Genomic DNA, 23,135 nt, shown 5'->3' with positions numbered 1-23,135 from the left:
GCTTAAAAGACGAGCGATGATAACGGCGAAATTTTGAAAAGGCAACCCGCATTTATCTGAAGTTATCTTTCTTTGACCTTAACCATGCAAATCGTTGTTCTGGTTGTTGCAAATTTGTTTCTTGGTTAATTTTATTAATTAAATCAATATCATCTGTTCGTAAAAATAAATTAATCTGGCGCTCATTTTTCAGAGTTACGGGCAGTGTATTTTGGTTTTTTGCACGTAACTCCTTCACTTTGTGATAATAATCCTGAATCGCTCGATCCTCGGGTAAGAGGCTCACAGCAAACTTCATATTCCCTAATGTATACTCATGGGCGCAACAAATAAGAGTATCGTCGGGTAATGCGCTAATTTTTTGTAAAGACTGGTACATTTGTTCTGGCGTGCCTTCAAACAGTCTTCCGCAGCCGCCAGAGAACAAGGTGTCGCCACAAAAAAGATAAGGTTTGCTGTAGAAACACAGATGTCCCAAAGTGTGACCCGGTGTAGCAAATACGGAAAACTCCCACTCGCGGATGAGGATATTTTCGCCCTCTTCGACTACTTGCGTCGTTCCTTTATTTTGTGTCTCAGCCGGTCCGTAAACCACAAGATGCGGGAAATGGGCGCAGAGTTCCTGCACGCCGCCGGTATGATCGTTATGGTGATGCGTCAACAGAATGGCTTCTGGCAGCCAGCCGTTCTCATTTATAGCGCGCAGTACAGGGGCGGATTCGCCGGGATCGACAATGACGCATCGGCGAGCGTCGTCGACTAAAACCCAGATGTAATTGTCCTCAAAAGCGGGAATACTGATAAGATTCATACATTACCTCTTATAGCGTGGCGGGTGTTTTGATGAAACCGGCAAGGATACCTCAGACTGTCGCAGCACCGGAACGTTGGGCCGAATTGCCCTGGGGTGAATACTATCGCGAGGCACTGGAGCAACAGCTGAAGCCCTGGCTCGCGAAAATGTATGGCTTTCACCTGCTTAAGATTGGCAATCTCAGCGCGGAAATCAATACCGAAAGCTGCGCTATCTCACATCAGGTTAATGTCTCGCTCGGCGGATCGCCGGTTCAGGTGAAGGCAGACCCGTTGCATCTGCCGTTTGCTGAGAAATCCGTGGATGCGTGCCTTCTTGCACACGCGTTGCCCTGGTGCAGCGATCCTCACCGTATGCTGCGTGAAGCCGATCGCGTGCTGATTGACGACGGCTGGCTGATCCTCAGCGGATTCAATCCGCTGAGCCTGATGGGGCTGCGCAAGCTGGTGCCGGTGCTGCGCCGAACGCCACCCTATAACAGCCGGATGTTCACCATGATGCGCCAGCTCGACTGGCTTTCGCTGCTGAACTTTGAAGTGCTCTGCTACGGCGGTTTTCAGGTACTGCCGTGGGCGCGGCAGGGGGGAGTCTTGTTGAGCACGCATTTGCCCGCCTTAGGCTGCATGCAGTTTATCGTCGCGCGTAAGCGAACCATCCCCCTTACGCTTAACCCAATGAAGCAGAGCAAGTCGAAAACGCCTATCCGGCAGACCGTTGGCGCAACGCGACAGTACAGAAAACCCTGATCAGGATTCAGGCTGGTAGCCTGCATCCTCATGGGCCGGGTTCAAAGCCGCCGCGCGCGCCAGCTCGTCGCAGCGTTCGTTTTCCGGGTGGCCTGCATGTCCTTTTACCCATTCCCATTTGATTTGGTGCTGACCTAATGCCGCATCCAGACGCTTCCAGAGGTCGACATTTTTAACCGGTTTTTTATCTGCTGTTTTCCAGCCGCGTTTTTTCCAGTTATGGATCCACTGGGTAATGCCCTGGCGAACGTACTGGCTGTCGGTACTGAGCACCACGTCGCAGTGTTCTTTCAGGGCTTCCAGCGCCACAATGGCTGCCATCAACTCCATACGGTTGTTGGTGGTCAGGAAATAGCCTTCGCTAAAAGTTTTTTCATGCTGGCGATAGCGCATAATCGCGCCGTAGCCGCCGGGCCCTGGGTTGCCGAGACAAGATCCATCGGTGAAAATTTCTACCTGTTTACGCATCTCTGGTAGACTTCCTGTATTTGAAACGTTCAGTTAAACGATAAGTCTGACATAAATGACCGCTATGAGCACTGCAATTACTCGCCAGATTGTCCTCGATACCGAAACCACCGGTATGAACCAGATCGGCGCGCACTACGAAGGGCACAAGATCATTGAGATCGGCGCCGTTGAAGTGGTGAACCGTCGTCTCACGGGGAACAACTTCCACGTGTACCTCAAACCCGATCGATTGGTGGATCCAGAAGCGTTCGGCGTTCACGGTATTGCCGATGAGTTCTTGCTGGATAAACCGACCTTTGGTGAGGTGGCAGACGAGTTTCTGGAATACATCAGAGGCGCCGAGCTCATCATCCATAACGCCTCGTTCGATATCGGCTTTATGGACTATGAGTTTAGTAAGCTCCATCGCGATATTCCGAAAACAAACACCTTTTGCAAAGTAACCGATAGCCTGGCGCTGGCGAGGAAGATGTTTCCCGGCAAGCGTAACAGTCTCGATGCACTCTGTTCACGTTACGAAATAGATAACACCAAGCGAACGCTGCACGGGGCATTGCTCGATGCCCAGATCCTGGCCGATGTCTATCTGGCAATGACCGGCGGTCAAACGTCGATGAAGTTCAGCATGGAAAATGAGTCACAGCAGACGCAGGGTGAAGCGGGCATTCAGCGCGTTGTCCGCCAGGCAAGCCGCTTGCGGGTGGTTTTAGCCAGTGATGAAGAACTGCTTAATCATGAATCTCGTCTCGACCTGGTGCAAAAGAAGGGCGGAAGCTGCATGTGGCGCGCCTGAAAAAACGCCACAATGCCTGTAAAATCATCGGTTGGGTGAATTTTGCAGCAAACGATTCAAAACGTGAGAAAAAGCGTTGACGAGATCGGAGGCACACCGTAATATGCGCCTCGTTCCCCAAGCGGGAACAGTGGAGCGGTAGTTCAGTCGGTTAGAATACCTGCCTGTCACGCAGGGGGTCGCGGGTTCGAGTCCCGTCCGTTCCGCCACTATTCAGGCCCACGTTATTTATAACGTGGGCCTTTTTCATATCTGTACGTTTTCGTCTACGCGTTCAATCTTCACGACTTTCCTTTGCGAGGCGCGAGAGCAGAGTGCTATACCACACAGAATCAGTACCGTGCTGACCAGATGATACGAATGCAACGTAACGTGCAGGAACATCACGCTGAACAGACCGCCGCTCAGTGGAATGAGGTGTGAATAAATTTCCCCGCGGGTTGCACCGATAGCCGCAATGCCTTTATTCCACAGCAGGTAAGAGAGCCAGGAAGGAAAGACCACCAGGTACAGCAGTCCGCTTAAAAAGCCCGGCGCGGTATAGGCCGTCCAGTCTGGTAATCCTGTCTTTATCAACGATATCGCCAGTACCGGTAACAACACCAATGCACCGAAGATCGCGCTCACGGCCACAAAGGCATTCCCACCGACGTTATGCGGCTTCATCCGCAAGAAGGCACAATAAACGGCCCAGCTGGCGGCAGAACCCATGGTCCAGATATCGCCGCGATTAAGATTTTTAAGCGTATCCAGATGCAGCAGATCGCCCTGCATGACCAGCCAGACGACGCCCAATGAACTGAGAACAACGCCTGCAATATTCTGCACTGATATTTTCTCTTTAAATACCAGCTTATTTATCAATAAAACCAGGGCTGGCGTTGTAGATAAATAAATAGCTGCATTAAGAGATGAAGTATATTGCAGGCCGATATACAGCGTGAGTGGGAACATAACCTGTCCGCACAGCGCAAGAAATATAATCGTACCTCTCGCCTTTTTCATCATTGGCCACTGGGCGCGAATCTGTCTGATATAAAGCATAGATAAGAGAAGAGCCGTCAGTATCCAGCGTGCGGCGGATAATATAATCGGGTCTGCATGCGCCACCAGTAAATGACCGACGACATAATTTCCGCCCCAAAAACAGGCCGCGAGACTGAGTAAAAAATAGGGCATAGAGGCTCCTGAAAATAAACATTGTGTCTGCCTTAAGAGTACTGCCGGTGCAGAATTAAATGCTAATATAATATTTTCATCTTCCGGTATTGGCTGAAACTATGAAGTTTACTCTCAGGCAACTTGAGTTCTACATTGCGTTAGCGGAAACACTACAAATTTCCAAAGCGGCCAGCCGTTGTCATATATCGCAATCTTCCATGACGGTCTCAATGCGTAACCTGGAGGAGGCGGTAAATGCCCCCCTTTTTATCCGCCATGCAAAAGGGATCCAGTTGACGCCCGTGGGCGAGCGATTTCTTAACCATGCCCGCAAGATCCTCCACGATAGCCGCGCGGCGGTGGAGGATCTCCATCAGCAGCCAGAGGCGATCAACGGCGTCGTGCGCATTGGTATTGCCGAAACCCTTTCCGCTTATCTGCTGCCCAATCTCTGGGGCGATATCGCGCAGCGTTTTCCGCTGCTGGAGACGGCGTTCCATGAGGCGCCCGCATCACAGCTGCTTCAGGGTTTGCGTCAGGGAGAGCTCGATTTTTGTCTTTTGCTGACCTCTAATATTAGCCACGATAGTACGCTTGAGGTAGAAACGTGGATCCGTTCGCCGCGCCGGTTATGGACCGCCATCGGTCATCCTCTCCTCAGCGTGCCGGAGCTTCGGTTAAAAGAGGTGGAAAAGGTGCCATTCTTGTTGCTGGTGACGGACGACTATCCCGATGTAATATCCGACTACTGGCAAAGCCGGGGCTGCCATCCTGATATTCATTTTCGCACCAACTCCTTTGAGGCGATTCGAAGCCTGGTTGCACAGGGTAAGGGCGTTACGATTTTATCCGATCTGGTCTATCGCCCATGGGCGCTCAGTGGCCAGCGCGTGATCCGGCGAACCATTGATGACTGTATTACCTATATGGATGTGGGGATCGTCAAAAACGCCGGGCAGCCGCTCTCTCCGGCCTGCTTGCGGTTAATGGATTTTTTACGACAGCAAACGGCCCGCCTGGGCGAAGAGCTCTGAACAGCGCCCCTGAGATTTCCGTTAGACGCCAGATATTTCCTGATTTCCCTGAGGGCCTTCTTGCCCACAGGTCGTGTATTCCGTTACAGGGGATGAAGACAATAAGCGCCTTGCTTATTTTCTTTACCGAAACGGAATTGTGTTATGTCTGGTATCACCGCGAGCGGTATTCGCTCCCTGATCGCCTCCCGTCCACTATTATTGGCCCTCAGCTGTGCGGCCGCTTTGCCGGTATATGCTGAAGAGTCGATGACCGTTGAGGGGCACTATCGCGATCCCGCGTCATTTATCGCTCCGGCTCATACTCCAGCACAACAATTGCCAGCCAGCGACGGTGCGGGCGCGCTAAAAAACATACCAGGTTTTTCCGTGCTGCGCAGCGGCGGCAGTAACGGCGATCCGGTGCTGCGCGGGATGTTCGGCTCCCGTCTGACGTTGCTTGCGGATGGCGTCAGCACTCAGGGGGGCTGCGGTTCGCGCATGGATACCCCAACCGCCTATATCACCCCGCAAAGCTACGACACGATAACCGTCATTAAAGGCCCCCAGAGCGTACTGTGGGGGCCAATGGGCTCCGCCGGAACGCTGCTCTTTGAGCGTCAGCCGGACTATTTCAGCGCACCAGAGCTGGAAGGCAGCGCTGAGCTGCTGCAGGGCGCTAACGGACGCGCGGATCAAAACCTTAATCTTGCGTTTGGCGACCCGCGCGGCTATGTCCGCCTTGACGGTAATCATTCGGTGGCGGATGACTACCGGGATGGTCACGGCAACCGCGTGCCGGGCCTGTGGCGCAGATGGAACAGCGGCGTCACAGTAGGGCTCACGCCTGATGAGGACACGCTGGCGGAACTAAGCGTGGGGGCCAGCGACGGTAAAGCCCGCTATGCTGGTCGGATGATGGATGGTAGCCGCTTTACCCGCAAAAGCGCAGCGCTAAAACTGGAGAAGTATCACCTGAGCGAGCACGTCAGCAAACTTAGCTGGCAGCTCTATGCCAATGATACCGATCACATCATGGATAACTACAGCCTGCGTCAGCCCGTTGGACCGAAGCGTAAGTCTGAAGTGGGCGGCGTGGTAATGGGCAGTCGCCTTACCGGCGTGTGGGAAGATGAAGCCACCACGCTTACCGCTGGCGCAGACGTAATGCGCAAAAGCCACCGTAAAAAAAGCGCCGGAACGTGGCGTGACGATGCCCGTTTTACCCAGATGGGTTTGTTTAGCGAATGGCGCCAGTCCGTCACGGCGGATGATACGGTCATCGTGGGCGCGAGGCTGGACAGCCTCCGCGCGGACGATCGGCGCAGCGCGCAAAATACCTCCCGGCGCGATCTTCTGCCTGGGGTGTTCACCCGCTATGAGTATCGCGTGCCGGACGCACCCGTCATGCTTTATAGCGGTATCGGTTACACCGAACGTTTTCCTGATTACTGGGAGCTTTTTTCCGGTAAGGCCGGAGAACAAAGCTTTCGTCAGCTGAAAACAGAAAAGACCCTGCAATGGGATAGCGGCGTACAGTTTCACGGCGACAAGGTCAGCGCCTGGGCATCGGCCTATGTCGGTCGGACCGCCGATTACATTTTGTTTGATTATAGCCGCACGCCGTCGCAGGCCAGCAATATCAATGCCGCCGTAATGGGCGCGGAGACGGGCGCAAGCTGGAGCCTGACGCCCAACTGGGCAGTGACGGGAAGCCTGAGCTACGCCTGGGGCGAGAATCGTAGCGATAAACAGCCGCTGCCGCAGATGCCCCCGCTCGAAGGGCGGCTGGCGCTGGACTATACCGGGCAAAAATGGCGTACCGGATTACAGTGGCGTGTGGTGGCGCCGCAGCATCGCGTGGCGCAGAACAAAGGTAACGTCACCGGCCAGGATCTTGGCCCGAGTGCGGGGTTTGGCGTGCTTTCGTGGAGCGCGGGCTACACATTTAACGACCATTTCGAGTCCCGCGTGGGTATTGAGAATCTGTTCAATAAATACTACAGCGAGCACCTCAATCTGGCAGGGGCCAGCCAGTTCGGATACGCCTCAAATCAGCAAATCCCTGAGCCGGGGCGCGTTTGGTGGCTGGCTGCGACATACCATTTCTGACCCTGAGTGTCATTGCTGAGAGCGACCGTTGAGGCGTTTGTTTGCCTCTACCGCCTGTTTACAGGCGGTTTTTTTATTTCAGATAGCAATATCGAACATCTGCGTTTTAGCAAGCAGGCAATAGAGCTGACAGTCGCTGTTTACCCCCAGTTTTTCCATCGCGCGCAGCTTATGGGCGCTGACGGTTTTATTACTCAAATGCAGCTGTCTGGCGATCTCTGTCAGACTCATCCCTTTGCAGAGCATCCGCAACACATCAATTTCACGGGGCGAGAGCTCTTGCTCCGTTTGCGCACCGGTCTGGAAAAGGGAATGCATCAGCTCGCGCTCAATATAGACTTCTCCATTGATCACTGACGTCAGCGTTCTGCTCAGGGTTTTCTCACAGGTATCCCGGCTAATATAGGCTTTGGCGCCTGCCTCCAGCGACATGCGGATAAGCTGCGTGTTTTTGTAGGGCGAAAGCACAATGATCTTAAGTTGCGGATATTTACGGCTGAGCCATTTAATCAGTAATACGCCGTCCATTCCGTTGAGCGGGTTAACGGTTTGGCTGGTGGCCAGAGAAAAACCTAGAAACAGAATGTCGACAGGATGTTGGGACAGCAGTGAAAGCAGCTCAGATGGCGACGCCGTATCGCCCTGAATGCAAAACTCCGGGCGGGGGGAACCGTCGCTGAAAAGAGACGGCATATTGGTAATCATGGATAAGACGCCACGACGAATAATGGTGTGCTCATCGGCAATAGCGATACGAACTTTCATGGTTTCTCCTTCGAAAATGTGGGCGACGCCAGGGATAACGCCGCCGGATGACCAGAAAGATACAGATCCTATGCAGAGCATTCTTTAGTACTTGTCAGATAATTCCTTCAGTGCGGTATCGAGTTGCTGCAGATTGGCTTCCATGCGCGCGCAGAATCGCGATGTCAGCGCAGGCAGGGCTTCAGGCTCTATCATCCCTGCCGCCAGCATCTCCGGCAACACTTCCATCGCCTGACAGGTGCGGGTAGCGTCGTGCATGGCAAAGAGGCTCCACGAGGCCTTCAGACGATGCGCGAGCTGGCTTAGCGTTTGCGGTGACGGGGTGTTTTCCTCTAAATGACGAATATCAAGAGTAATGGCATCGCGCATTTGCTGGCGCATCAGGGTCATGATCTCCGGTTGACCATTGGCCAGACGCCGGAGTTCGCTGAGGTCAGGCTCCTGATTGCGCAGGCTGTGATGCTGCGCCAGCGCCTGGTGCAGGGCGTTGAGGGAGAGCGGTTTTCGCAATAGCGCGTCCATCCCGGCATGTTTTGCCCGATCGTCCTCACTCTGCAGCGCGCTGGCGGTGTAGCCGAGGATAGCGGGCGGTGCGGTGATACTGCCGGCAATATCGCGCAAAAGTATCAACGAGGTGAGCTGATAGCCGTCCATGAGGGCCATCTGGCAGTCGGTTATCAGGATATCAACCGGCTCGTTTTCAAGGCGTGTAAGCGCTTCGCTTGCGCTAGCGCAAGGAATAACCTCCTGGCCCAACTCCTGCAGCTGAAGTGCTAACACCGTCAGGTTAGCCGGAAAATCGTCAACAATCATAATGCGATGCTGTGGCAGCGGGGTAATAACGGGTGTCTCATCGACCGTTGTCGCAGCGCTGGTAGCATGAAGCGGTATGCTGACCGTCACCTGCGTACCGCTTCCCGCTTCGCTGGCTATCGTCAGCTTCCCTCCCATCAGCTCGACTAGCTGATAACAAATCGCCAGGCCGAGTCCGCTGCTTTGCGGCGTGCTGCTGTCAGTCTGAAACCATGGCTGGCCGAGGTGTGGAAGGGCATCGGCCGGGATACCAATGCCTGTGTCACGAATCAACAGCTGCAAATGTTCACCGTGGAGCCGGGCGTGGAAGTCAATTTCTCCCTGCGGCGTATATTTAATGGCGTTGCCTAACAGATTGGCGATGACCTGATTCAGCCGGGCTTTATCGAACAGGAACCAGCCGTCGCGCGGCACGTTCAACTCGCTGCGCCAGTGGAGCCCTTTAGCGTTTGCGCTGCTGGCAAAAATCTCCGCGCTGGCGTTGAGCGTCTGCCACAGGGGCCAGGCCTGTGGCTCCAGCCTTAACTCGCCTGCTTCAATGCGCGACAAATCCAGTACGCCGCCAATCACGTCGCGCAATGACCCTGCTGCCTGCCAGGCGATGTTGAGAGATTCGCTTTTGTCGCGCTCCATCTCCAGCAGGCCCAGCATGGCGTTGAGCGGGGTACGAATGTCATGGCTCATGCGGGCGAGGAAGTTCGATTTTTCAGTGCTGGCCTGCTCCGCCTGTGCCAGTGCCCGATTGAGCGCAGCGGTCAGCGCGGCTTTTTCAGTGATGTCGATCCAGCCCCCGACCACGCCCTGAGGCCGCCCCCGCGTATCGGTATAGCGGCAAAGCCACCAGTAGAGGGTGGTGTTGTTCTGGGTGGTTTCACCCGTTAACGGTGTCGCGGCATGGAGCAGCGAGAGGCGATGCGGCAACGTAAACTGTTGGGCAAGCTCGCCCAGAGGCAGGCTGGAAAAGGGGGAGCCCTCTTCGGGCAATGCCGTGAGTAACGGTGAGTGAATAAAGGAGTCGTTATAGCGCGTCAGCCGCCCGGCCGGATCGCAGACGAACAGCGGCACCGGGACGTTGTTCATCAGGGTTTGCCAGAGGGAGAGCGCGTTGTGCAATTCAGCCGTGTCCCGCTCGCGCTGGCGCCGCTGGCTCTGCGCAGCGCTAAAGGTCAGCAGGGCGACTAATGCCGCACAAATCGCCACTACGGCGAGCATGACCAGCCATAGCGATTGCGCCGGGGCAGCGGCTGTCGTCTGTGCGGGCTGCGACAGGTTAAGGCTCGCGTAGATATCAGCCTGCGTGACGGACGCCATGACCGCATTCACCCTTTTGGCATCCGCCGGATCAGGCATATTCGGTACAAACCATAGCGGTACTTCCGGCAGCGCCAGCGGCGTCAGCGACAGGTTACTGGCGTTATGCTGGCGCAGCAGGTGATGGAGTATAAACGCGTCGCCCGCAAGCCCGTCCGCGCCTCCGGCTTTGAGCAACTCAAACCCCTGATCGAGTGAGTTAACCAGCACCAGGTTATCTGCCGGTAACACCTGACGCAGTAACGTGACGAGAGGTGAGATGCGCATGACGGCAATCCGCTTATGCCGTAATGCGGACAAGGCGCCGGAAAGCGGGTTGCTGTCTTCACTGAGCAGGGCCCAGCTCAGTGAGTCAAACGTGATGGCACTCTTTGACGGTGGCGTCGCGCTGGCGACAATGCGCAACGTGTTCTCCGCATACTGAAGCGGAGGCGCATCAAGGTTGAAGGTCAGGCTATACAGGTTGGACGGAAACAGGTTGAGCAGCAGATCGCGCCATACGCCCTGGATATGCCCGTCAGACGTGATCGTGACCATTGGCGGTGAAATGGCGGGAAGCAAAACGTGCAGCGTGATTTTGGGCGCATTTTCCTTCACGGGGGAATGGCGAGCGTCAAAGACGCTACCGTCCGGCAGAAGCCATTTTTGTTCCAGCCATTCAGCGTCTTCCGGGTTAACGGTGTGAATACGCTCGTTGAATATTTCCAGCGTGTTTGCCTGCTCAGGCAGAGCCCATGCGCGAAAATGCAGCGGCGGAGCGTCGCCCAGCGGCGTCAGGGTCAGCGTGGTGGCGGGAGAGTGGGTCAGCCAGTTACGCAAAACAAATTCCGGGGCAATGAATTCCCGCGCTTTCCCTGCTGCCAGCTGCCTGACGCTTTCACCCGGTGAAGCTGAACCTGTCGCAGAGCAGCGGGTCGCGACCTCTGGCGGTAATTCTGGAAAACACAGCGTTCCACCTTGACCCTCTTTTATGCTCAGAGAGGCCAGCGGGAAAGCGAGCATTGGCTCGCTGGCGACCAGATCGGCAGCAGGACGTTGGGCGGCAATTAACACATCGATGCGCTTTCGCTTCAACGCATCCAGCGCCGATGCCGGGTCGCTAAAGCGCTGAACGTCCGGCAGCGGCGTATTGCTAAACAATATGCTGAGCTCATCATCCAGAATCCCCGGCGGCCGGTCGATGACGAGAAAAGGCGGCGCGGCGCTCAGCAGGCCTACACGCAGCACGCTACCCGCCGCGTGCCCGCTTATCAGCAAGATGATAAATAATGTTGCCAGCCATCCTCTGCGCATGCTCAGCTAACCAGCCCCAGACTTTGCGCGCACTGGAGCAGCTCGAAATCATTTCTTGCGTTGAGTTTGCTCATGGCACTCTTTTTTTGCGTACTGATGGTCTGCTTTGTCCGGTTAAGCTGGGCACTGATCTCGTTCACGGTGAAACCACGGACCAGCAGGCGCAGCACTTCAGTTTCCCGTTCGGTCAATTGTGCATGGGGTTTCACCGGTTCAACATGCCCCTGTAGAGTGCTGCGCAGTGTCTGTAGCAGATTGTTGGACAAGCTGGCTTTGTTGAGAACGGCATGCACCCCGCTGCGACGCAGCGAGTCCAGAAGCTCAGGATTGGTGATCATGGTGACCACCACAATCATGCTCTGAGGATAATGGCGAATCAGCGAGCGGATCATGATGAGCCCGTCCGGGCTTCGCGTGCCGGGCATACTCAGGTCGGTGATGATGATATCGACAGGCTCGCGCGCCAGTTTACTCATAAGTTCATCAGCACTGAGCGCTTCATGAACAACCCGATAAAGGTCCGGGCGCGTCTGCAGCAATGTGCGCAAGCCTAATAAATAGACAGGGTGGTCGTCGGCAATCAGAACGGTTTTTTGCATGACATCCGATCCGGTTAGGAAAAGACAGGTGTTCACCGCACATCTTAGCGAATGGCGCTTTAGCATCACTCTTACAGTGTAGAGCAGAGTAAGGTGAAAAAGAGTAGCTAAAAAGTGGGGGGCTGTATAGCTGCAGGTGGGCATCAGCCGATCCTGATGGAAAACCGAAAGGTAAAGTAACGAAGCTTTCACATTCTACGAAATAGATTTTTTTCTGAGCAGCTGAATGGTTTGTTATTTATCACGAAATAGCGGCATGGAGGGCGATATTTCTCAGGTACGGAAAGGAATTCCTTATTGTTCAGGCTGAATATCAGGTATTGCTCAGGCGTTACTCAGAATAAACTTTCTGAAATCATGAATGGGCCGCGAAAAAATCAGGACGGGAAATAGCGCAAATGGCGAAGGTACTATCATTTATAGGGATATGTTGTTAATTTGTGCCTGAATTAGATAACAGACATGTAACTGTTAATACCTGCGCTTTTTCGTCATAACAATGTAAACGCTGTAATTTTAATATCCAGGACCTACCCGTGAATAACGAAGAAATATCTCTTTCAGCGTCAGTAACGTTCGTACCGGAAAAATCATCTCTGGCAACCGTGGAGCATGGTGATATACACCTGACGCCCAACGAGCGTCGTTTGCTGGAGTTGATCCTCAGCGGCAAGTGTAAAAAAGAGACCATATTTGAAGAGATCTGGCTCAACCAGGGCATGATTGTTAGCGAATCCAGTTATCACCAGCTTATAAAAATGCTGCGCCGCAAGCTGCAAAATGCCGGCTTGCCGGGCTCGATCATTAAAACCATTCCCCGTTATGGTGTGGTACTGGCACCCTGCGAAACGCAGGGCAGTGAGGTAGCTTGCCCGCCAGAAGTGCCTGATAACGCGCCTTCTCCCACTCCCGTTGATTGCCCGTCGCTGCCTGCTATCACGGCGGAGCCAATGAAAACGCCGTCACGTCAATACGGGGCTTTGCTGACGGTGTTGTGCAGCTTGTTGATTATCCTTCCCACGCTGGTGGTGGTCTGCACGGCGGACACGCCGCAGGCCTTTCAGGAAAATATCTACGTGGATGGCGTCATGTTTCATCTCTCTTCGCTGCGCAGTGTCGATCGCCAGGCGCTGGCGCGAAAGCGGCATGACCTGCCGGCGGGTATCAATAATGTTTACATCGCGTCGAACGGCCCGAAAGTGTTTGTTGCGCAATGTGAAGGCGAACTATCTAAGGAGGGAAAATGCGGTTACGAATACTATTCGTCATATTGAGCGTTTGCATCAGCGTTTCGCTGGGTGGCGTGCTGGCTTACCTGACCAGCGGCTACCTGGAGAGCAGAATGGTGCCTGTCGAGCCCTGCAGCAGCGTCATTCGTAACGGCAAGTTTATCGATGAAAGCCTGGAACATTACCAGTTTAATGGTGTTATCACCTGGTGGCCTAAACTGCACAGGCTAACGTTATTTGGTGTAAAAACCGATGAGGCCGGAAATCGGGTATTCAACCGAACCCTGCAGTTAAAATCGGTGACACAGAAAGGAAACGTCATCAATGGTCGGGTGGCAGAATTAAAAATTGCCGTTGGCGATCAACTTCCGCAGAAGACTTTTCTGATAAGTGAAGATGATCAGTATATTAATCTGTTATTCAAGCCGATTAATAAAAATAGCTGGCTAATGAAAATTAACGATAACTGGGTAGCAATGTGTGAGTATAAGTAATCTCACGATAATTTTATTATAAGACATATCCAGGCTGGCGAGTTTTAAATCTGCTGCTGCGGTTAGCTGTTCTCCTGTTTTCAGGGAGATGAATATCCTATCTTGCGGGACAGGATTTCATTATTAAACCTGGAGCAGGATATCTCCCATGTTAAAGAAAAATAAAATATCTCTGAGCGCTATTGCCGCAGGCCTGGCGTTAAGCGGAATGCTGGTCAGCACGTTTAGCCATGCGGCCGCAACCGACGCCGCCTCACAGATGCCGGATATCAGTCAGAAAAAAATTCTCGTCGGTTATTGGCACAACTGGGGAATTAACCCGGAAGAGATAGACAAAGCGCGCGGCTATCAGGGAGGCTTACCTTCTGATATGTCGCTGCGTGAAGTGCCGAGAGGCTACAACGTCGTCAACGTCTCCTTCATGAAAGTCATGGATGGGCAGAGCGGGAATATCCCCACCTTCAAACCCTACAACGCGAGCGATGAGGAGTTCCGCGCTCAGGTTGCAGAGCTGAACGAGCAGGGGCGCGCGGTGTTGATTTCACTGGGCGGCGCTGACGCGCACATTGCACTGAACAAAGACCAGACTGAAGCGCTTGCGGCGGAGATTATTCGCCTGACCGATCGCTATGGTTTTGATGGTCTTGATATCGACCTGGAGCAGACGGCCATTACTGCGGCTGACAACAGTACGGTGATCCCGGCGGCGCTGAAAATGGTGCGCGACCATTATCAGCAGCAGGGCAAACACTTCATCATCAGCATGGCACCAGAGTTCCCTTATCTTCAGTCCGATCGCGGGGTGAACTACAAAGCCTACCTGCAAAATCTTGAGGGCGTGTATGACTTTATCGCTCCACAGTATTACAACCAGGCGGGCGACGGCGTGAATATGATGACGCAGGAGGAGAAGGACGAAGTCGGTGAATGGTGGCTGCCGCAGGAATGGGGGAAGGGCTATAGCGACCGTCAAAAAGAGCTTTTCCTTTACTATCTCACCGACAGCCTGGCAAACGGGACGCGCGGGTATGTGAAGATCCCGGCGAACAAGCTGGTGATTGGTCTTCCGGCCAACCCGGATGCGGCAGGAACCGGCTATGTGCGAGACGCGCAGAGTGTCTTTAACGCACTTTCGCGACTGGAAGCGAAAAATGAAGCGGTAAAAGGGCTCATGACCTGGTCAGTGAACTGGGACAATGGCAACACTATAAATGGTCAACATTACGGCTATGAATTCCTGAACCGCTACCAGAGCATCCTTGACGGCAGTCTGCCGGATGGGGGCGACGAAACAGATACTCAGGCGCCAACACAGGTGCAGGGCGTGCAGGCCACGCTGAAGGGGCAGGATGTTTCGCTCAGCTGGCTGCCGGCTAAGGATAATACTGGCGTGGCGGGGTATGCCATCTGGCGCGGTCTGGAAAAGATCGGTGATACCCGTGAACTCAACTTTACCGACAGCCAAACCACGCCGGGTGTGACCTACCGCTACACGGTTATCGCCTATGACGCCGCCGATAACTACGCCGCCCCGAGCCAGGCGGTGACCGTTACCGTGCCTGAAGGCGACGAAAGCACTGGCGAAGAGGGCGGTCAGGGTGGCAACGCCACAGCGTTCACACCGGGAACCGTCTATGCGGTGGGGGATAAAGTGCTCTATGAGGGCAAGGTTTACCGCTGTCAGATTGGCCATACAGGTGCCAGCCATTGGGCGCCGGATCGGGCCCGCAACTTGTGGGTAGCTGAATAACCTTTTTTAAACAGCATGGCTTCTCAGGGAGCCGTGCTGTTATGTTTTACAGGACAACGACTATGCAAACTTCTCTGGTTATTGCCAAACGTTACGATCGGTTTTCTCGCCTTCTGCACTGGGTGGTCGCAGCCGTCATTATCTACGCGATGTGCATGGGCTATATTCTGCACGCTCTGGAAGGAACCCGCTGGTTTACCTTCTTTTCCGTGCTGAATATGTCGCTTGGTACCATCGCCACGCCCATCATGATGGTGCGTTTCGTCTGGCGCTTCTTCCGCCCTTCGGTGCCCTATCCGGCCACGGTGGCCGGACGTAAAAAACAGCTGGTCGTCTTTATTCATGAGCTGTTTTATCTGACCATAATGGTGGTGCTGGTTAGCGGTTTTCTGATGCTGCAAAAAGATTACAACCTGTTTGGTCTGGTGCCGGTTTCCCGCCCGATTGCCATCGCCGAAGTGAATGCGTTTTTCTTCCAGGTGCATCGCTATAGCTGCATTCTGCTGGGCTTAATTCTGCTTGGGCATGTCGCGGCGGTGTTGAAATACACCTTTAGCGGGCAGCGGGAGATCCTGCAGCGGATGCTGTGAGAAAGAGGCTCACTCCCCCCATCAGATGCGCGGTGTTATCGATCCTTTGAAACATCACCATCCCGCGCATCTGCCTTCCCTGCAGCGTTTGCAGGACAACTTCCCGGGCAAAGCTGTTTTCACCCTGTCTTGAGTACCAGGCGCGAAAATCGGGCAGGAACGACGTATCGCAGTGTGCGTCCAGAAGCGTCAGGGTGCTTAGCGTCTTTTCCTCATCCGGGAAGAGCGCTTCCGTGCTGCCTTGCCAATGGATCTCCTCCTCCGGCATCGAAAGGCGAAACACGACGCATGAACCCGTTTGCGACAGGCGGATCATGATGGCACTGGCGCTGGTCGCGAGCGCCTGCTGCTGTTGGATCCAGCGGCGATACTGATATAAGCAGTTGGCAAAAATCGCCGAAAATACCAGATACCACTGCGCCTGCCAGATTGCCGGTATGAGATCGGGCGTTAGCGTGTAAAAAATCCCTTCCCGCTGCTGGGTCGCCAACACCACAATCAGGTACTGGATAAGCAGCAGAGCGCCGACACCGCGTCCGGAGAGCGCAAACACGCTCAGTAAAACCACCGTTGTTTGCACCAGCAGCAGGTTTAGCCCTTGCCAGAGCGGGGGCAGGAGAAAGTAGCCCGTAATCAGCGCAAGCGTATTCGCGGCAAGGATCAGCGCTTCCCGCCCGTTAACGTGCTGGCGCGACGGCATCTTGTTCTCCCGCAACAGCGGCAGAATGGCGAGAATGCCGGTTAACGCAGCCAGCACCCAGGAAAAAAAATGCAGTGGCGCAATTGGATACCCTGACAGCAGCAGCGCCAGATTAAGCAGCAGGCTGCCGCAAAAAATGCTGAGTATTAACTGCAGGGGATAGACCAGCTCACCAATAATCGGCCTGCGCGCAAAACGCAGCGCAGGCAGCTGCGCATTCAGACGAAAGACGGCGACGCAAAGCGGAAAAATCGCAACGTCGAAAAGGGCGAACAGGCACGCCAGTGCGAGCGGACGGCCTATCCAGACCCCAACAAACACATGCAGCAGGCCAGCGGTAGCCAGCCACAGCGGCCACTCGCGCGGGGCTGTTAGCCATAACGCGGCGAAGAGCAACGGCGCCGGGAACCAGAGCGTGGTGGAGAGGCTCCAGCTATCCCGCGTGTGAAAGCTCAGGAATGCCAGCAGGATATAGAGACCTGAAAAGGCCAGCCAGCGGATGATATTGGTAATCAGCGTTGTTCTCCCACTGAGGCGTTCAGCGTTAATCAGGTATTTATCATTTTAATCTCAATTATTTTATCGTCGCTATTGATACGCTGGGATTTTTTCAAAAGGAATTAACAATGGACTGGCAAAGCGACAAACACGATCCTGCTACCGTTTGGTTTTCACTTTCTTCCCGTGCGGCAGAGCATGAGCAGGGAAAGCAGTGGCATATCGCGGCATTATTGTGGAAAGAGGCGGCGCAATATGCAAAAGTGCATCTGAATATCGAGTGGGCAAACCTGCGCGGTGAATTTTGTGCTTTGCGTGCAAACAGGATGCCTAAATATAACGAGTAGGCTCTGCTATTATCGGATATCGCATGTTCCTCAGAGTGTTGAACCATGGTAGAGAGTGTAATACTCGTTTTTAGTGTTTTACTGGGTGCCGTTATCGGCAGCTTTTGCAACGTCATTATTTATCGGCTCCCCTTGATTCTCCACGGTGAAGCACTTTCTTTATCGTGGCCTGCTTCCCATTGCCCCCGCTGTAAAAACCCCATTAAATTTCGTCACAATGTACCTCTGATTGGCTGGCTGCTGTTGCGTGGACGCTGCGCCAGCTGTGGTCAGGCGATATCGTGGCGCTATCCGCTGGTTGAAGCGCTTATGGCGCTGCTGTACGGGGTGATTATCTGGCAGCAGGGCGTCACGCCGCAAAGCCTGTTCGACGTGCTGGCGGTGACGTTTTTGCTGCCGCTGCTGTTTATCGACCTGCGCACCATGCTCCTGCCCGATCGTCTGACGCTCCCGCTGCTGGCGTTGTCGTTGGCGTTTGCCGCCAGCGGCTATAGCCATGTCGAGCCGATGCAGGCATTAATCGCCGCTCTGCTGGGCTTTGGTGTGCCCTGGACGCTCTCTTTACTGTTCCGTTTGTTGCGCGGTCATGAAGGTATGGGGATGGGGGATATGAAACTGCTGGCGGCGCTCGGGGCGTGGCTTGGCCCGCTGGCGCTGCTGGATGTTTTTGTTGCCTCTACGCTGCTGGCGCTAGTCACGGCGCTGATTCTGTTGCGGATCAAGCCCGGTCAACCGTTTCCCTTCGGCCCGTATCCGATTATCGCCGCGATAGGGTGGGTGGTGTTATACCGATAAAAAAGCGCCGGAAGGAAGGGGCGATTTCCGGCGCAAAATGATAACGAAAGTGTAGGCAGGGAATGATAATGTGAGGCACGGGTCAGTGAAGACCCGGCCAGAGTTAACTTACAGTATTATTTGCACTCTTTAGGCATGTTGGATGCACCTTCTTTCTTCCAGACGCCCCATTCGCCATCGGAGCCAGGCTTAACGCCTCGGGTTTCCCAGCTGTTCAGCCAGATGTTGCCTTCATAGCTCACTTTTTCACAAGGTGTCTTGTAAGTCTTGCTGTGGTCCCAGGCTTTTACATCGGTTTGTGCCGGGCGCAGTTTAATCACCTTCGTTGCCGTGGAGACTTTACCGGTATCAGGCGCCGTTACTTTCACCTGCAGCGTCACGTCCACATTGTCGGTATACGGATGTTTACCCATGAGGTTGGTGCTGAAGTTATTCGGTGACGAGATCTGAATCTTATCGGCGTGATTCAGTGCGGACCATTCAATTTTTGCCCCCTTTAACGAGTCATTATTCTTGGACACGACGGCGGCAGCAATAACGTCACTGCCGACGATGGTGTCCTGGTTGTTGCCCGTATTGATCTGCACATCAGAAGCCTGCTGCGCTTCCTTCACGGTCACCGTGATATCGTCGGAGCTGGTTTTGCCATTTTTGGCCGTAACCGTCAGGCGATAGGTCACTTTACCGATTTTGCCGGGCTTAATCAGCGCACGGGCTTTTGCCGCGTGGACGGTTGAAACCCATTCGCCACCGTTAGCGACCTGCAACGCACCAATGTCCTGACCAGAGACGATAGTCCATTGATATTTTTCAGCATTGACGCTTGCGGAACCGTTGAGGTCATAACCACGAGAATCACTGTTGCTGGTCACGGTGAAGTCACTGCCTGCCTTCGCCTCCGGTGCCGTGTTACCCGCGTCCGCTTTGGCATTCAGGGTCACGGTTTTTGAATCACTCTCGTTTTTGGCGTTGGTGACGGTCAGCTTCACATTTACGCTAAAATCGTTATCAGGTTTAGCCTTCAGGCGAATGCTGGCCTTAGCACTGGTGCTGTTCTCCAGAATGACCTTGTCGGCATTGCTGGTGACGGCCCAGCTGTACTTCAGCTCTTTCCCCGTAGAGGCGCTACCGTCCAGCGACAGCGCGCTGGTTGACAGGTTATGGCTGGATGGCGTGACGTTGGCCACCGGTTTGCTAATGACTTCACCGCCGAAATCGACGTCGATCATCTGATAAAATGCGTTATCGGTATCACGCACGCGCCAGACGGCATAAATTTTCTGTTTACCTTCACGCTCCGGTACATCGCAGGTGTGGGTTTCGAAGCCTGTCGGGATCGAAATATCGGCAGAAGGGTTGCCTGGTGCGTAAGTATAAACCTTGTGGCAGAAAGGTTTATCTTCAAACATCGCTCTGGTCAGGCGCGAATCCGCTCCCGGCATAGAGTGCCAGTCCGGCTTCGTAATGTAATAGGTAAAATAGGTGGTACGGTGCTTAGCCGGTAAATGCCATTTAAACTGGTGCGGGCCCGCAGACATCGGGTTGTTATAGGTATTCTGCTTTTCGTCATCCAGCTTGCTGAAGTCAGGAGTAGCCGTTGAGCCACCGCTTGCGAGTTTTCCATCCTGCGGGAACTGGAACAGCTGCTCGTTGGCGATCGGGGTTGGGCTCATATCGTTGCCAGCCGGGAGCTTTGGCGCTTCCACGGCGTCAGCAGGCCAGACGTTACTATGTTCACCTTTATCATTCATCGGCGGGAAATGAATCACCGAACGGGATTTTGGTTCAAAAACATAGCCATGTGCCAGCGCGCTCGTGGAATACATGCCAATCAATGCCACGGCTAACGCCGACGTAATATTATTCATCTTGAGTAGTTTCAAAATAATCTTCCCTGAATTAATTGAAGGACACTTCTACGTGAGTGAGGGGATTGTTCCCTTTGGCATACACCTTATTCGGCTGAGACTCATCGGGCGTAATCTCGCCGTTGCTGTGCTGGAAACCGGCACGCAGATCGGGATGCTGCTGGTTGATGGCCTGGGCAAGAGCGTAGGACCAGTGTGCCTCTTCGCCAGCAAGAATGGTGACGCGGGTCTCCAGGTCAGGCAGTTCGGTTCCGTCGTTAAAGAAGCGCGCACGAATCGTTTGCCCTTCAACGACCTTCACTTTCGCACCGTTGACGGCGCGTTCCAGTGAGCCAAGTTCTTTCATGCAGTTCTGGTGACCTTGTTCGCAGTTTGCCGATGGCGAGGTCGTGGCGGCGTTGGCTGAAACGCTGACGCCCGCCCCTGCCAGTAATGAGGCAAGGACAAAAGCAGATCCTGTTAATTTCATAAGTTCCCTTATTAATGACTGAACAATAACGAAAGGTAAATCTCACCTGCAGAGCAGGTAAAAAATGGCGTTATTACCGTGTGATAACAGGGACAAATAGTACCGGGAGGAGACAACTGGCTTGAATAAGAGACTTCTCTGGGCCATTAAGAGTCGGGGAGTTTCGGCAGAGAAGAGCGGCCGGTCATGCTGTTAAGAGGCTTGAGAGCGATATGGGGGGAAATGGCCAATATCAATCCTTTACTCTTTATATTCAAATATGAGCGTATATCGTTTTTTTAAATGTCTTTTTTACGAATTTCCTGCGTGCTGAGTTAATAAAATAAAGCCTGGCTTACATCCAGGCTTTACAATTATGTTAACCAAACAGGTATTTAAGGGCAGCTATTATTGGCTGCATCCGACGCTCGCCATGCCCCCCACTCACCGCCGCGTCCCGGCTCCTCTTGTCCGGCATTGACATACCACTGATTCAGCCAGATTTTGCCGTTATGCGATACGCGGGTACATTTCACCGGGTAGGCTATGCGTGGGTTATACGCTTCTGCGTTGTCGTCAGGAATATCAGGTAATTGCGGTTTTTTCACCGTTACGGTGATCTTCTCAGCGCTCACGCTTCCGTCTTTGCCCGTAACGGTTAACCAGTAGGTCGCTTCCCCGTCTGTATTGGCGGGTATAAGCGCCCGGGCGGCAGGGCCTGAAACTTCACGTACCCAGCCTCCGGCCTGTTTCTCCTGTAGCCAGAATTTGCCTGTACTGTTTTTGTCGATGGTCCATTTCCAGGAGACGGCATTCTTGCTGGCGCTGCCGTCTAACTGATACGCCCGTGAGGAATCGGTCGTGCCGGTAACAGTAAAGCTTTCTCCTGGCACAGCCTTTACTTCCTCCTTATCTTCCTCTTTGAGTTCCATAATCCTGGCCACCGCTTTCGCCATATTTGGGTGAGTACCCACTTTCGCTGAATCGCCTGCCGCTAAAGATGTACCGGTTTCCTGCAGGATGGTACGCATCTGTTGAGGCGTGACGGTGATATTGTGAGCTTTTGCAATGGCCGACAGGCTGGCGACCACGCCTGCGATAATCGGGTTCGCGGAGGAGGTGCCGGAGAAACTTGAGGTGTATTCCGCGTTTTTTATGCTATGCAAACCGCCATAACCCGTAGTAACCACATCCCAGCAGCCCCAGCTGGCGCTGGTCACGCGTGAACCATAGGTACTGAAAGAGGCTTTTTTGCCATTGTCAGCGCAGAATGCACCCGCGATGATCGCACCGGAATCCCGTTTTTTAACGTCAAATTTTCCGTTAAATCCAGCATGATCGAGGTTGATATTGCCATTGCCTGCCGCCTCGATAACGTGCACGCCTTTGTCCGTCAGCGCTTTAATCACGTCATAATAGGCAGGGGCGTTTTCCTGGGGGACATAGCAAGAGGAGGTACAGCCTGTCACATCCCCTCCGCCGGTCTGCATGCCAATTTGCACCACATCTCCTGCCTGGAGTCTGGGGATCATGTTGTAGAGGTGATTGGCCTGCCATTTGACGTACCCCATGCGGGCGTTCCACGTCAGGCCTTTGATGCCCGCATTGATATCTTTCGCCGCCATAATCCCGACGGAGCTGGTGTCGTGATCTTCGCCCGGCGTATAGCGCGTATCACCTTCATGGAAATCGATCGGCGGCAAATTCACATGGCTGGTATTCCACGCATTGTTTTCCATTGAGACCAGCGAAATGCCGCTTCCATCGTGTCCTGAATATTGGCTCACGCTGTCGCGATTTACGCCACCCATGTAATAGCCGGGCCGTTTTTCATCTGGTGATTTGGTGTAATCCTGTAGTCCACGAAAATCCGGGACGGTGGTCCGGTTGGGACTATTCAGGGCATAGCTCAGTCCGGAATAGGGCGGCACGTCGGGAATGTTGACACCCTTTTCCAGCGACACCGGCATGGATTCCGGGTAAGCCAGCTCAATATCTTGTCGCGTCGCCAGTTCATTAATTACGTTATTGATATATGCCGTGTCATGTTGCTTATTGGCTGGCAGCGCTATACGTAAGTAACGATTAAAGCCATAGCGTTCGTTAAGCGCATCCATCTCGCTTAATTCACTGCTGCGCAAATTATTTGCCGTAAATAACGGACTCACAGACAGGGTAGTGTCGCGTAATGAAAAGGGCGATGACTTATTGAGCGTCGTCCCAGGTTTTAATTTCACGATAACGGAGAGATACGAAGTGCCTTCCCAGGCTTGCTCGTGCGTGACGGAGTTCTGCGCAAAAGAGGGGGCACTCAGTAGTGCACAAATTAGCAGGGCCAGTCCGGTTTTATTCATGTCAACGATCGTCCTTATAAAATGCCATCCAGAGTATTGCGGGAACCATCCTGCCATGCGGGGGAATTCCCCTTAAGAAGAAGGTCAGCGATGAAATTGCGAGATGTCTGGCCCCTGTAGAGAATTTCCTGCCCCGGAAAATATAAGGCTGAAATTTGGCTGATGGATTTA

At 53.7% G+C, this 23,135-nt stretch carries 20 protein-coding genes and 1 tRNA gene; 11 read left to right on the top strand and 10 right to left on the bottom strand.

Annotated features, from left to right (window positions below; translation table 11 throughout):
* Nucleotides 1–52: 52 nt before the first annotated feature.
* Entirely contained in the window at nucleotides 53–811 is a 759-nt protein-coding gene (gene gloB / locus URZ40_RS02720; RefSeq protein ID WP_316380288.1) for a hydroxyacylglutathione hydrolase, read from the bottom strand.
* A 32-nt stretch (nucleotides 812–843) separates the two neighbouring features.
* Between gloB and URZ40_RS02715 the strand changes: the two genes are divergently transcribed.
* A complete protein-coding gene (locus URZ40_RS02715) occupies nucleotides 844–1,560 on the top strand; it encodes a class I SAM-dependent methyltransferase (RefSeq protein WP_050863228.1) in 717 nt (238 codons plus the stop codon).
* Here URZ40_RS02715 and rnhA read toward each other — a convergent pair whose 3' ends face one another.
* A complete protein-coding gene (gene rnhA / locus URZ40_RS02710) occupies nucleotides 1,561–2,028 on the bottom strand; it encodes a ribonuclease HI (protein WP_028015610.1) in 468 nt (155 codons plus the stop codon).
* Between the two features lie 64 nt (nucleotides 2,029–2,092).
* Here rnhA and dnaQ point away from each other — a divergent pair, with 64 nt between their 5' ends.
* Both dnaQ and URZ40_RS02700 read left to right on the top strand, forming a co-directional pair.
* Nucleotides 2,093–2,824, top strand: a complete 732-nt coding sequence (gene dnaQ / locus URZ40_RS02705) for a DNA polymerase III subunit epsilon (RefSeq protein ID WP_204320751.1) — start codon at nucleotides 2,093–2,095, stop codon at nucleotides 2,822–2,824.
* A 132-nt stretch (nucleotides 2,825–2,956) separates the two neighbouring features.
* Nucleotides 2,957–3,033 (top strand) — tRNA-Asp (locus URZ40_RS02700).
* Nucleotides 3,034–3,070: 37 nt separating this feature from the next.
* On the opposite strand, the gene URZ40_RS02695 is transcribed toward URZ40_RS02700, so the two are convergent.
* Entirely contained in the window at nucleotides 3,071–4,003 is a 933-nt protein-coding gene (locus URZ40_RS02695) for a DMT family transporter (RefSeq protein WP_316380289.1), read from the bottom strand.
* A 101-nt stretch (nucleotides 4,004–4,104) separates the two neighbouring features.
* Here URZ40_RS02695 and URZ40_RS02690 point away from each other — a divergent pair, with 101 nt between their 5' ends.
* Together URZ40_RS02690 and URZ40_RS02685 are read left to right on the top strand one after the other, a co-directional pair.
* Nucleotides 4,105–5,019, top strand: coding sequence for a LysR family transcriptional regulator (locus URZ40_RS02690; RefSeq protein WP_116344035.1), 915 nt, complete (start codon nucleotides 4,105–4,107; stop codon nucleotides 5,017–5,019).
* Nucleotides 5,020–5,163: 144 nt separating this feature from the next.
* Nucleotides 5,164–7,110 carry a TonB-dependent copper receptor gene (locus URZ40_RS02685; protein WP_320719732.1) on the top strand — a complete coding sequence of 649 codons (1,947 nt, stop codon included), beginning with the start codon at nucleotides 5,164–5,166 and terminating at the stop codon, nucleotides 7,108–7,110.
* A 78-nt stretch (nucleotides 7,111–7,188) separates the two neighbouring features.
* On the opposite strand, the gene URZ40_RS02680 is transcribed toward URZ40_RS02685, so the two are convergent.
* The 3 genes from URZ40_RS02680 to URZ40_RS02670 form a co-directional block, all read right to left on the bottom strand.
* Complete coding sequence (locus tag URZ40_RS02680) at nucleotides 7,189–7,875, bottom strand: response regulator transcription factor (RefSeq protein ID WP_163331089.1); 687 nt, start codon at nucleotides 7,873–7,875, stop codon at nucleotides 7,189–7,191.
* 84 nt (nucleotides 7,876–7,959) lie between these two features.
* On the bottom strand, nucleotides 7,960–11,292 hold the full coding sequence (locus tag URZ40_RS02675; protein ID WP_320719731.1) for an ATP-binding protein: 3,333 nt from the start codon (nucleotides 11,290–11,292) through the stop codon (nucleotides 7,960–7,962).
* Between the two features lie 2 nt (nucleotides 11,293–11,294).
* A complete protein-coding gene (locus tag URZ40_RS02670) occupies nucleotides 11,295–11,891 on the bottom strand; it encodes a response regulator transcription factor (protein ID WP_116344039.1) in 597 nt (198 codons plus the stop codon).
* A 536-nt stretch (nucleotides 11,892–12,427) separates the two neighbouring features.
* On the opposite strand from URZ40_RS02670, the gene URZ40_RS02665 reads away from it, so the two are divergent.
* The 4 genes from URZ40_RS02665 (at nucleotide 12,428) to URZ40_RS02650 (ending at nucleotide 15,954) form a co-directional block, all read left to right on the top strand.
* On the top strand, nucleotides 12,428–13,165 hold the full coding sequence (locus URZ40_RS02665; RefSeq protein ID WP_320719730.1) for a helix-turn-helix domain-containing protein: 738 nt from the start codon (nucleotides 12,428–12,430) through the stop codon (nucleotides 13,163–13,165).
* The gene (locus tag URZ40_RS02660) at nucleotides 13,135–13,614 is read left to right on the top strand and encodes a hypothetical protein (RefSeq protein ID WP_166710189.1); all 480 of its coding nucleotides are present in this window, start codon (nucleotides 13,135–13,137) and stop codon (nucleotides 13,612–13,614) included. The genes URZ40_RS02665 and URZ40_RS02660 overlap by 31 nt, the downstream gene beginning before the upstream one ends.
* Before the next feature lie 148 nt (nucleotides 13,615–13,762).
* Nucleotides 13,763–15,364, top strand: coding sequence for a glycosyl hydrolase family 18 protein (locus URZ40_RS02655; RefSeq protein ID WP_320719729.1), 1,602 nt, complete (start codon nucleotides 13,763–13,765; stop codon nucleotides 15,362–15,364).
* A 62-nt stretch (nucleotides 15,365–15,426) separates the two neighbouring features.
* Nucleotides 15,427–15,954, top strand: coding sequence for a cytochrome b (locus tag URZ40_RS02650; RefSeq protein WP_163331086.1), 528 nt, complete (start codon nucleotides 15,427–15,429; stop codon nucleotides 15,952–15,954).
* Here the strand turns inward: URZ40_RS02650 and URZ40_RS02645 are convergent.
* Nucleotides 15,917–17,050: a hypothetical protein gene (locus URZ40_RS02645; protein ID WP_192984668.1), complete on the bottom strand. Its 1,134-nt coding sequence runs from the start codon at nucleotides 17,048–17,050 to the stop codon at nucleotides 15,917–15,919. The genes URZ40_RS02650 and URZ40_RS02645 overlap by 38 nt on opposite strands.
* A 230-nt stretch (nucleotides 17,051–17,280) precedes the next feature.
* Here URZ40_RS02645 and URZ40_RS02640 point away from each other — a divergent pair, with 230 nt between their 5' ends.
* On the top strand, nucleotides 17,281–17,499 hold the full coding sequence (locus URZ40_RS02640; protein ID WP_116344043.1) for an ANR family transcriptional regulator: 219 nt from the start codon (nucleotides 17,281–17,283) through the stop codon (nucleotides 17,497–17,499).
* Nucleotides 17,500–17,544: 45 nt separating this feature from the next.
* Nucleotides 17,545–18,294, top strand: coding sequence for an A24 family peptidase (locus tag URZ40_RS02635; protein ID WP_163331084.1), 750 nt, complete (start codon nucleotides 17,545–17,547; stop codon nucleotides 18,292–18,294).
* A gap of 116 nt (nucleotides 18,295–18,410) precedes the next feature.
* Here URZ40_RS02635 and URZ40_RS02630 read toward each other — a convergent pair whose 3' ends face one another.
* The 3 genes from URZ40_RS02630 to URZ40_RS02620 all read right to left on the bottom strand — a co-directional run bounded on the left by URZ40_RS02630 (nucleotide 18,411) and on the right by URZ40_RS02620 (nucleotide 22,751).
* A complete protein-coding gene (locus URZ40_RS02630; RefSeq protein ID WP_320719727.1) occupies nucleotides 18,411–20,177 on the bottom strand; it encodes a lytic polysaccharide monooxygenase in 1,767 nt (588 codons plus the stop codon).
* A 16-nt stretch (nucleotides 20,178–20,193) separates the two neighbouring features.
* Complete coding sequence (locus URZ40_RS02625) at nucleotides 20,194–20,631, bottom strand: hypothetical protein (protein ID WP_320719726.1); 438 nt, start codon at nucleotides 20,629–20,631, stop codon at nucleotides 20,194–20,196.
* A 374-nt stretch (nucleotides 20,632–21,005) separates the two neighbouring features.
* A complete protein-coding gene (locus URZ40_RS02620) occupies nucleotides 21,006–22,751 on the bottom strand; it encodes a S8 family serine peptidase (RefSeq protein WP_320719725.1) in 1,746 nt (581 codons plus the stop codon).
* Between the last annotated feature and the right edge of the window lie 384 nt (nucleotides 22,752–23,135).

This window comes from Enterobacter sp. 296B2 (genome assembly GCF_034106185.1).
In the GTDB taxonomy this organism is placed as follows: Bacteria; Pseudomonadota; Gammaproteobacteria; order Enterobacterales; family Enterobacteriaceae; genus Enterobacter; species Enterobacter cloacae_N.
The sequence above is the reverse complement of the archived record's forward strand: the minus strand, read 5'-3'. Positions and strand labels throughout refer to the sequence as shown.

What these genes read in the sequence shown, in the direction of transcription:
- gloB (WP_316380288.1), bottom strand. Translation starts at nt 811, where the DNA reads ATGAATCTTATCAGTATTCCCGCTTTTGAGGACAATTACATCTGGGTT.
- URZ40_RS02715 (WP_050863228.1), top strand. Translation starts at nt 844, where the DNA reads ATGAAACCGGCAAGGATACCTCAGACTGTCGCAGCACCGGAACGTTGG.
- rnhA (WP_028015610.1), bottom strand. Translation starts at nt 2,028, where the DNA reads ATGCGTAAACAGGTAGAAATTTTCACCGATGGATCTTGTCTCGGCAAC.
- dnaQ (WP_204320751.1), top strand. Translation starts at nt 2,093, where the DNA reads ATGAGCACTGCAATTACTCGCCAGATTGTCCTCGATACCGAAACCACC.
- URZ40_RS02695 (WP_316380289.1), bottom strand. Translation starts at nt 4,003, where the DNA reads ATGCCCTATTTTTTACTCAGTCTCGCGGCCTGTTTTTGGGGCGGAAAT.
- URZ40_RS02690 (WP_116344035.1), top strand. Translation starts at nt 4,105, where the DNA reads ATGAAGTTTACTCTCAGGCAACTTGAGTTCTACATTGCGTTAGCGGAA.
- URZ40_RS02685 (WP_320719732.1), top strand. Translation starts at nt 5,164, where the DNA reads ATGTCTGGTATCACCGCGAGCGGTATTCGCTCCCTGATCGCCTCCCGT.
- URZ40_RS02680 (WP_163331089.1), bottom strand. Translation starts at nt 7,875, where the DNA reads ATGAAAGTTCGTATCGCTATTGCCGATGAGCACACCATTATTCGTCGT.
- URZ40_RS02675 (WP_320719731.1), bottom strand. Translation starts at nt 11,292, where the DNA reads ATGCGCAGAGGATGGCTGGCAACATTATTTATCATCTTGCTGATAAGC.
- URZ40_RS02670 (WP_116344039.1), bottom strand. Translation starts at nt 11,891, where the DNA reads ATGCAAAAAACCGTTCTGATTGCCGACGACCACCCTGTCTATTTATTA.
- URZ40_RS02660 (WP_166710189.1), top strand. Translation starts at nt 13,135, where the DNA reads ATGCGGTTACGAATACTATTCGTCATATTGAGCGTTTGCATCAGCGTT.
- URZ40_RS02655 (WP_320719729.1), top strand. Translation starts at nt 13,763, where the DNA reads ATGTTAAAGAAAAATAAAATATCTCTGAGCGCTATTGCCGCAGGCCTG.
- URZ40_RS02650 (WP_163331086.1), top strand. Translation starts at nt 15,427, where the DNA reads ATGCAAACTTCTCTGGTTATTGCCAAACGTTACGATCGGTTTTCTCGC.
- URZ40_RS02640 (WP_116344043.1), top strand. Translation starts at nt 17,281, where the DNA reads ATGGACTGGCAAAGCGACAAACACGATCCTGCTACCGTTTGGTTTTCA.
- URZ40_RS02635 (WP_163331084.1), top strand. Translation starts at nt 17,545, where the DNA reads ATGGTAGAGAGTGTAATACTCGTTTTTAGTGTTTTACTGGGTGCCGTT.
- URZ40_RS02625 (WP_320719726.1), bottom strand. Translation starts at nt 20,631, where the DNA reads ATGAAATTAACAGGATCTGCTTTTGTCCTTGCCTCATTACTGGCAGGG.